The following is a 9,399-nucleotide window of genomic DNA, read 5'->3' as shown; positions in this document are numbered from 1 at the left end:
CCTCCACCTCCGGTGTGACGGTAGCTGAAGGTGCGACCCTTAATCTCAGCGGCAACAGCCAGACCGTCACCACACTGAACAACAGTGGTACCGTATTAATTAATGATACCGGCGCAGATGCACTGCCGAAAGCAGTAACACTGTACGGTGACATGATTAACAGCGGACTGGTAATGATTAATAACGGAGCCACTAATGCGGGCCAGACCCTGGCCGTGGAAGGCGACTGGACCGGAAATGGCGGTACAGTTTCTCTCGGAACTGTGCTGGGTGGCGATGACAGCCTGACAGATAAGCTGACCATCAGCGGGAATGCTTCCGGCACCACCTACATCAGGGTCGCCAACGAAGGCGGTATCGGGGCACAGACCCTGGAGGGAATTGAAGTTATTTCCACCGGTAACTCCGCCTCCGGTGCCTTTATTCAGAAAGGGCGAATTGTAGCCGGCAGTTATGAGTATCATCTCCAGCAGGGTACCCCTTCCGGCATGAATAACAATAACTGGTATCTCACCAGTCAGAGTGAAAATAATAACGGTAATAACGGTAATAACGGTAATAACGGTAATAACGGCAATAACGGCAATAACGGCAATAACGGCAATAACGGCAATAACGGTAATAGTAATGGAACTCATAACAATGCCGATACCGGACACACTTATCGTCCTGAGCGAGGAAATTACGCCGCCAACCTTCAGGCAGCCGCAACAATGTTCAACATGCGTCTCAAAGACCGTCAAAGTGGCATGATATACACAAACCTGGCCACCGGAGAGCGTCACGAAAGTAGTCTGTGGGTACGCTCTGTGGGGGGCCATACGGAAGGACATGTCTCGGACGGTCAGTCAAAATACGCCGCAAACCGGATAGTCTTCCAGATGGGGGCAGATATCTTCAACGGCAGCACCGGCAACGACGATGCGTGGCATCTTGGTCTGATGGGCGGCTACGGTAAACAGTACAGTAATTCCCGTAACACTTTGTCCGGTTATAACTCAAAAGGCTCTGTGTGGGGTTACAGCGCTGGTGTCTACAGCACCTGGCACCAGAATTCGAAGGACAAAACCGGCCTGTATGCAGACAGCTGGATGGCATGGAACTGGTTCGATAACTCCGTTAAAGGTGATGAACTGGCGTATGAGAAGTACAAATCAAAAGGTCTGAGCGCGTCACTGGAAACGGGGTATGTTTTCCATACGGGTTCATACAGAACCTCCGGCGGAATGGAAAACAACGTTTACATAACGCCCCAGGCACAGGTGCTATGGTCCGGCGTGAAAGCCGATAATCACACGGAAGTCAACGGTACGAAAGTGGAAGGCAGGGGAAGTGATAACGTCCAGACACGCCTGGGTGTACGCTTGTCAATGACCGGACAGAGCCATCATGACAAAGGTTCCTTCCGTCAGTTTGAACCTTTTGTGGAAGCAAACTGGGTTTATACCGCGAAGGATTATGGCGTGAAGATGGGTGAAAGCAGTGCATATCTTCAGGGGCAACGCAATGTGGCAGAGCTAAAAACTGGTGTTGAGGGCCACATAAGCGAAAATCTGAGCGCATGGGGCAACGTGGCGCAACAGATGGGGTCAGGTAGTTACTGGGACACTCAGGGTATGCTGGGAGTGAAATACGCCTTCTGACAAGAAGGAATACGGTAGAACTCTAAAGCGCCTCTCTGGAGGCGCCAACCTAAAAAAATCATACAGAGATGAGTCATTATAATAATAGCCAGAACAGACTTAATCAGCATTGTCTGAAAGATGCCCGCCTTCCAGCCCAAACTGCACGAAAGAAAAGTAATAAGCCATATACGAAGTAAACATTTTAACAAAAGACTCATAAATAGTTATCTCACCAGTTTTTTTGTTAAAAGAGAGCATGTTTATTTCTTCGGCCGCAATTAGTATATTTCTCAAGTGCGTTCTAGAAACACCACATTCTTTAGATACTAAGCTTAATATCGCTTTTGGCTTATTATCCTCTATGGCAAGCATATAGAGATAAACAAGAATCATATGGCCTGAATCTTTTGAAATAAAAACATCCAAATCATTGACAAAATTAATAATAAATAGTGAAGATCTGTGGATTTTTGCGTATGATTTAAAAAAAACAGAAATCTGATCATCAGATATAATCTTAGGATTATATGGGCCTTCAAACATCAAGCTTAGTGCAGGAACCATTGTGTTCAACAATTTTATAATATCTAACCTACCTTTTCTTGTTATCTTAAAACTTTTTTTCCTTTTGTCATTATCACTCTCCCTAAGTGAAATCCTTCCACTAACATTAAATAACAACAACAAAGATGTAATTGTATTATGACTAACCAACCCCGTAGTCAAACACTCGCTCACAACGTCAGACAAAAAAGCTTCATCCTTATTAAAAAAAACAGATGCAGTCACAGTCGAAATGACAAAGCGATTATTACTAAATATATATTTATAATATAACCTATCTTTCTTGAACTCTTCAATCATAAGCCTACAATGCGTTTCAACTGCAGGAATAAATAGACTATCTCTTGAGATAACTTTATAGAGATGCTGTATTCTGTTGTAAACCTTTAATTTCAGCTCCATATTCAAAACCTTTTTCAACATGTTTGGTAATTAAAATAATCCTTCATCCTCATTATACAATAAAATCACACAACTACTTAATAACTGTTTCATATATTGACGAGCGTGAACACTCTCATCTATTTACATAAAAATCAATAGCAAACAACAGCACAAAAAGTAAAAACATTAAATAATAATTATAATTTATTATTTAGCATCACAGGCCAATAAAGTTTGTTGCGCTAGTGAACTATAGTTCTGTAGATACCCAGTATTTTATAATAAATTAATCGCCGTATACTTAAAGTGGTTAAAACAAAAAAATTGATATGCTGAATTAATTGCAAAATAAAAATCGCTCCTTACACAAAAAAATATAATTAATGATCCACATCAATATTCAGACTCCAGACTGCGCGCCTTCACAAATAAATGATGCCAATTTTCAAATTAGAAAAAAAAGAAATTAATTACTACTCAAGGGCTACAAATGAGATCTGTTTTCAGGAAATTACTTTATTACAGCGGAAGTTACACCCCCCTTGCAGGATAAGACTAAAAAAATCAAAGGATATATTTCATATAGCCATATTTAGATATGTATATGCAACAATATCAATTTACATTTAATTTTTTGAAAGTTACGAAAATTGAAAAAAAACTAGTTAAATAAATTGAAATTCGTTAATTTTGAATATTAACCTTGGGACATGCGGAAAATCATTCTTCGTAAAAAAGATAAAAACAAGATTTGATTAAACTGACACCCCTTCAAAGAGATTAAATGCAAGCTGTTAACTTTAAAATAACTCACTTTAACTAAACTAACAAAAACACACTTGGCTGGGTAACTATAGTTCTGGAAACATTTTCACTCGTACAATAATAAAACCCCACTACCATACTGTAAAAATCTATCCTTGGCAGGCCTAAGCCTGCCAAATATATTTACTTAACGATATCTTTCGTCCATACACCAATAATAGGCCGAGAAAAAATTGCCAATACTGCAATGAGGCTAAACTCAATTGATACAGACCAACAAATATGCCCTAATAGTTCACTCCAGAATTCGTAACCGTTCAAATTCCACAGCCAACCAGTTTTTCCGCCAAGGTAAACTGGATAACGGAAACCCAGTGCAGGTATAAGGAATCCGTGCATAACAAACGTAATGATGACTCCATAAGCCGCACCATACCAAAGTCTAACTTTTGGCACATAAGCTGAGAGTAAAATATAAATGCCAGCAAAGATAAAACTAAATAGCCAATGATAGAGCATTACAGCACCGGGAATAGTAATTCCTTGGTATATGTAATCCATCGAGTGCGAGTTAACCCCCAGCCAGCCCAACCAGGCATCAATGTTCAACGCGGGAGGAGAAACTTCCCCTGCGAGACGAGGTGGCATATTAACTTCAGTACCTGATTTAACTAATGAGCTTATCGCACCACCAATGAAAGTCGCCCACAACAAAATGCGTACGTTAGTTTTTTTCCATGCGCTCATAATTTATCCTTAAAAGTAAAATTGATACCATCATACACCTCAATCAAGTTACTGGATGTTTCTGTACGCGTCAATATTTTACGTTTCTTTAATATCTAATGATACGCAATTGAATCAATATACTTTTAATTTGTTATTTACGCTCTGCTGCGTGGAGGATAGTGCAGTCAATCAGTAAGAGATCACAGTTAATATTATTGAAAGCTATTGGTGTAACATCATTATTTTAAATCACGAAATTTAATTCACTACACTGCCCCCTTTTCTATGATGACTGACTTGTTGGCCTAAAGTAAGATTGACCCCGAATATGCTCCAGTCATAATCAGGAATAACCGGCTTCATGTTGGTTGCATGTTCTGGCAACCGGCAGACTTTTCAGCAAATTCGGACGGGATCATACAGCCCAGCGCAGAATGAGGACGTCTCTGGTTATAGTGTATGCGCCAGGCTTCGATTTTGCACCGGGCATCCTCAAGCGACATGAACCAATTTTCGTTCAGGCACTCCTGCCGCAGTCTGCCGTTGAACGACTCCACGGTCGTATTGTCCGTGGGCGTTCCCGGTCGTGAGAAGTCGATGCGGATCCCTCTTTCGTACACCCATTTGTACAGCATTTTCCCTGCAAGTTCAGAGCCATTATCGGTTTTCAGCCATTGTGGTAAGGGACGTCTGAGTGCAATGGCGTTCAGCATCTCTGCGACCTCCATTGAGCGCAGATTCTGACCCACGCAAATCCCCAGACATTCGCGCGTGTAGAGATCAATGACCGTCAGCAGACGTAGCCGACGCCCGTCAAATAAGGCGTCAGATACAAAATCCATGCTCCAGACATAGTTCGGATACAACCCCTGAGGCTGGGGCTGTCGCCGCTGTGCCGATTTATTTCGGCGCGGGCGTTTGAGGCGCAGGGACAGACCCTTCTCGCGATAGAGCCGGTAAATGCGTTTGTGATTATCCCGCCAGCCTTCCCGCCTGAGCATGACGTGAACTCTGCGGTAGCCATAGTGGACCCGGGTTTCAGTGATCTCCCTGATACGCAGGCGGAGCGCACTGTCGTCTGCCGCCACAGCACGGTAGCGGAAAGCGCTGCGGCTGATCCGTAGTGCAAAACAGATCTGCCGCTCGCTGGCCCCGTAACGTGCCTGCAAATCCCGGCCCCATTCACGCAGACACGCCAGCGTCAGTTCTTTTTTTCCAGCACATCCTGCAGCATGGACTTGTCGAGGCTCAGATCGGCTACCAGCTTCTTCAGCCTGAGATTCTCTTCCTCAAGCTGCCGCATGTGCTTCAGCTCAGAAGGGGAAATCCCGCCGTATTTTTTTCGCCGGGTGTAAAACGTGGCATCGGAGATACCCAGCTTACGGCAAACTTCGGGCACGCTCGTACCCGGTTCGGCCTGTTTCAGGGCAAAGACAATCTGCTCTTCGGTGAATCGTGACTTTTTCATCGGCACCACCTCCGTTCAGGGAAGTATTCATCATGCCGGAATTCTGTTTCTGAATGGAGCAGGATTTTGGGTCAGGGTCACAATCACGCAACAAGTACTGGCGAAGAAAAATGGGCAGTGAAAGTTGTATCTGCTTTAGCGAGACTGATTCACTGTCTGAAGAAAAGTTTCTTTATATTCTAAGGAGGTTGGAGCGGGCGAAGGGAATCGAACCCTCGTATAGAGCTTGGGAAGCTCTCGTTCTACCATTGAACTACGCCCGCTTTGAGGTGCGTTACGCATTATAGACTTTCAGCACTCGCTGGCAAGTGCCTTTGTGTCCAGGTGATGGTTTTTCAAGCACTTTTTAAATTAACACGACGGTTTTAGGTAACGCTGAGGGTCAATTGCTGTGGCCCGGTAGCGAATCTGAAAGTGCAAACGCACCGAATCCGCCCCAGTGCTGCCCATCGTGGCAATTTTCTGCCCGGCCTTCACTTTCTCTCCGGTATTAACCAGCATCGTGTCGGTGTGGGCATAGGCGGTGATGTACTCTTCGCTGTGTTTGATCATCACCAGATTGCCGTAGCCGCGCAGCTGGTTACCGACATAAACCACCGTTCCCGCGCCGGAAGAATAAATAGGCTGCCCGCGAGAGCCTGAGATATCAATGCCTTTATTGCCGCCGTCGCTGCTGGAGAACGGTTCAACAATGTTGCCCTTCGTCGGCCACAACCAGCAGCGTGCTCCCACCGGCGGCGGCGCCACCTTTGCTATGGTCGTGTTTTGCGAACGAGCTGGCGCAGTGGTGTTTTTGGCCATGGCGGTGTTTTTCGGCCGGCTTGCAGAGCCTGAGCCTTTGATCCGAATACGCTGGCCCACCTGGATAGTATAAGGCGCAGGGATCCCGTTCAGTCGGGCGAGGTCACCCACGCTGCTGCCGGTCATTCTGGAAATTTTTGAGAGCGTATCGCCGCGCTTAACGGTGTAAACCGCGCCGCTAAACGTGCCTTCGTTTCGGGTACTTTTGGCTGGTTTTGAGGAGGAGCAGGCCGTCAGCATCAGGCTCGTCATGATAATGAAAGCGGTGATGTGCCAGCGTTTTAAAATGCTTTCCTTGCGCAAACCAGGCCCCGGAAACGTTGATGAACTTGAGGAAAATCCCCCTCCTTACGGAGGGGAATGAGGGCGTTACTTAGTCGGACGCAGAGCCGGGAACAGGATAACGTCGCGGATGGTGTGGCTGTTGGTGAACAGCATAACCATGCGGTCGATACCGATACCCAGACCCGCCGTTGGCGGCAGACCGTGCTCCAGCGCGGTGACGTAGTCTTCGTCGAAGAACATCGCTTCGTCGTCGCCTGCCGCTTTCGCATCAACCTGGTCCTGGAAACGCTGCGCCTGGTCTTCCGCGTCATTCAGCTCGGAGAAGCCGTTGCCGATTTCACGGCCACCGATGAAGAACTCAAAGCGGTCAGTGATTTCCGGGTTTTCGTCGTTACGGCGCGCCAGGGGAGAGACTTCTGCCGGGTATTCGGTGATGAAGGTCGGCTGAATCAGGTGGCTTTCCGCAACCTCTTCGAAGATTTCGGTCACTACGCGGCCCAGGCCCCAGCTCTTCTCAACTTTGATACCGATACTTTCCGCGATGGCTTTCGCCGAGTCAAAGTTATCCAGATCGGCCAGGTCGGTTTCTGGACGGTGCTTTTTAATAGCTTCACGCATGGTGAGCTTTTCAAACGGTTTGCCGAAGTCGAAGGTCTCTTCGCCATACTGCACTTCGGTGGTGCCCAGCACGTCCTGAGCCAGAGTACGGAACAGGGATTCGGTCAACTCAATCAGATCTTTGTAGTCCGCGTAAGCCATATAGAGTTCCATCATGGTGAACTCTGGGTTATGGCGCGGGGAGATGCCTTCGTTACGGAAGTTACGGTTGATTTCGAAGACGCGGTCGAACCCACCCACCACCAGACGCTTCAGGTACAGCTCTGGCGCGATACGCAGGTACATGTCGATGTCCAACGCATTATGGTGCGTGATGAACGGACGAGCGGATGCGCCGCCAGGGATCACCTGCATCATTGGGGTTTCAACTTCCATAAAGTCGCGGCCCACCATGAACTGGCGGATGCCGGCCATGATTTTAGAGCGCACTTTAAAGGTATTGCGGGACTCTTCGTTAGCGATCAGGTCCAGATAACGCTGGCGATAGCGGGTTTCCTGATCGGCCAGGCCGTGGAATTTGTCCGGCAGCGGGCGCAGCGCTTTGGTCAGCAGACGCAGTTCGGTACAGTGAATGGACAGCTCGCCGGTTTTGGTTTTAAACAGCTTACCGCGCGCGCCCAGGATATCGCCCAGGTCCCACTTTTTGAACTGCTCGTTGTAGATGCCTTCCGCCAGGTCATCACGGGAGACATACAGCTGAATACGGCCGCCAACGTCTTGTAAGGTCACGAAGGACGCTTTACCCATGATACGGCGGGTCATCATACGACCAGCCACGCTTACCTCAACGCCGAGGTCTTCAAGCTCTTCGTTCTCTTTCGCATCGAAATCAGCGTGCAGTTGGTCTGAGGTGTGATCGCGGCGGAAATCGTTCGGGAATGGGATACCCTGCTCACGCAGAGCTACCAGCTTCTCACGGCGCGCTTTCAGTTCATTGTTAAGATCGGCTGCTGCGTCAACGCCCTGTGCTTGTTGTTCAGACATGTTGGTTCCTCATAACCCTGCTTTCAAACTTGCTTCGATAAATTTGTCCAGATCGCCGTCCAGCACAGCCTGCGTGTTGCGGGTTTCAACCCCGGTGCGCAGATCTTTAATGCGGGAGTCGTCGAGGACGTAAGAACGAATCTGGCTGCCCCAGCCGATATCCGATTTGTTGTCTTCCAGCGCCTGCTTCTCAGCATTCTTTTTCTGCATTTCCAGCTCGTACAGCTTCGCCTTCATCTGCTTCATCGCCTGGTCTTTGTTCTTGTGCTGAGAACGGTCATTCTGGCACTGGGTCACGGTGCCGGTTGGAATATGGGTAATACGTACCGCAGATTCCGTACGGTTAACGTGCTGACCACCCGCACCGGATGCGCGATAAACGTCAATGCGCAGGTCCGCCGGGTTGATGTCGATATCAATGTTGTCATCCACTTCCGGGTAAACAAACGCGGAGCTGAACGAGGTATGGCGGCGGCCACCGGAGTCAAACGGACTCTTACGCACCAGACGATGAACGCCGGTTTCGGTACGCAGCCAGCCAAAGGCATAATCGCCCTGAATGCGAATGGTCACGGACTTGATGCCCGCCACGTCGCCTTCGGACTCTTCAATAATTTCGGTTTTGAAACCGCGAGCTTCTGCCCAGCGCAAGTACATACGCTCCAGCATGCTCGCCCAGTCCTGCGCTTCCGTACCGCCTGAGCCTGCCTGAATATCGATGTAGCAGTCGGCGCTGTCGTACTCGCCAGAGAACATGCGGCGGAATTCAAGCTGCGCCAGTTTGGCGTCCAACACATCCAGCTCGGCAACGGCCTCGTTAAAGGTCTCTTCATCGTCGGCTTCTACCGCAAGCTCCAGCAGGCCGGAGACATCTTCCAGGCCCTGAGACATCTGATCTAACGTGTCGACGATGGCTTCCAATGAAGAACGTTCTTTCCCCAACGCCTGTGCGCGTTCAGGTTCGTTCCAGACATCGGGCTGTTCCAGCTCGGCGTTTACTTCTTCGAGGCGCTCTTTCTTGGCATCGTAGTCAAAGATACCCCCTAAGAACGTCGCTGCGCTCTGTGAGGTCCTGGATGCGGCTTTTTACCGGGTTAATTTCAAACATGCGTAATTTCTTATGTTGATTTCAGAAGACGAAATGCGGTCGTAAACCGGAAAGTTTACCGGATTTAC

7 protein-coding genes and 1 tRNA gene are annotated in these 9,399 nt (G+C 47.9%); 1 reads left to right on the top strand and 7 read right to left on the bottom strand.

Annotation, left to right across the window (positions count from 1 at the left end; genetic code table 11):
* On the top strand, nucleotides 1-1,643 hold a 1,643-nt coding region (locus AAIE03_RS23180), incomplete at its 5' end, for an autotransporter outer membrane beta-barrel domain-containing protein (RefSeq protein WP_498563244.1).
* Between the two features lie 99 nt (nucleotides 1,644-1,742).
* On the opposite strand, the gene AAIE03_RS23175 is transcribed toward AAIE03_RS23180, so the two are convergent.
* The 7 genes from AAIE03_RS23175 to prfB form a co-directional block, all read right to left on the bottom strand.
* The gene (locus AAIE03_RS23175; protein WP_157141414.1) at nucleotides 1,743-2,591 is read right to left on the bottom strand and encodes a hypothetical protein; all 849 of its coding nucleotides are present in this window, start codon (nucleotides 2,589-2,591) and stop codon (nucleotides 1,743-1,745) included.
* Between the two features lie 930 nt (nucleotides 2,592-3,521).
* Complete coding sequence (locus AAIE03_RS23170) at nucleotides 3,522-4,085, bottom strand: DUF1440 domain-containing protein (protein WP_008458541.1); 564 nt, start codon at nucleotides 4,083-4,085, stop codon at nucleotides 3,522-3,524.
* A gap of 341 nt (nucleotides 4,086-4,426) precedes the next feature.
* Nucleotides 4,427-5,535 (bottom strand): IS3 family transposase gene (locus AAIE03_RS23165; RefSeq protein ID WP_442892303.1). Its coding sequence is split into 2 segments (ribosomal slippage): nucleotides 4,427-5,283 and nucleotides 5,283-5,535, totalling 1,110 coding nucleotides; the frame shifts between segments, so codons are not numbered across the junction.
* Between the two features lie 189 nt (nucleotides 5,536-5,724).
* Nucleotides 5,725-5,798 (bottom strand) — tRNA-Gly (locus AAIE03_RS23160).
* 88 nt (nucleotides 5,799-5,886) lie between these two features.
* Nucleotides 5,887-6,639 carry an amidase activator ActS gene (gene actS, locus AAIE03_RS23155; protein ID WP_286180330.1) on the bottom strand — a complete coding sequence of 251 codons (753 nt, stop codon included), beginning with the start codon at nucleotides 6,637-6,639 and terminating at the stop codon, nucleotides 5,887-5,889.
* A 66-nt stretch (nucleotides 6,640-6,705) separates the two neighbouring features.
* Nucleotides 6,706-8,223, bottom strand: coding sequence for a lysine--tRNA ligase (lysS, locus tag AAIE03_RS23150; protein ID WP_166995291.1), 1,518 nt, complete (start codon nucleotides 8,221-8,223; stop codon nucleotides 6,706-6,708).
* A 9-nt stretch (nucleotides 8,224-8,232) separates the two neighbouring features.
* Nucleotides 8,233-9,331 (bottom strand): peptide chain release factor 2 gene (prfB, locus tag AAIE03_RS23145; protein ID WP_156107000.1). Its coding sequence is split into 2 segments (ribosomal slippage): nucleotides 8,233-9,255 and nucleotides 9,257-9,331, totalling 1,098 coding nucleotides; the frame shifts between segments, so codons are not numbered across the junction.
* Nucleotides 9,332-9,399: the final 68 nt, after the last annotated feature.

It is taken from the genome of Pantoea sp. Ae19-2 (assembly GCF_059801205.1).
Note: the sequence above shows the minus strand (reverse complement) of the source record. Positions and strands in the feature narration are given on the sequence as shown.

Coding starts and splice junctions, on each gene's coding strand:
- AAIE03_RS23175 (WP_157141414.1), bottom strand. CDS start 2,591: ATGGAGCTGAAATTAAAGGTTTACAACAGAATACAGCATCTCTATAAA.
- AAIE03_RS23170 (WP_008458541.1), bottom strand. CDS start 4,085: ATGAGCGCATGGAAAAAAACTAACGTACGCATTTTGTTGTGGGCGACT.
- lysS (WP_166995291.1), bottom strand. CDS start 8,223: ATGTCTGAACAACAAGCACAGGGCGTTGACGCAGCAGCCGATCTTAAC.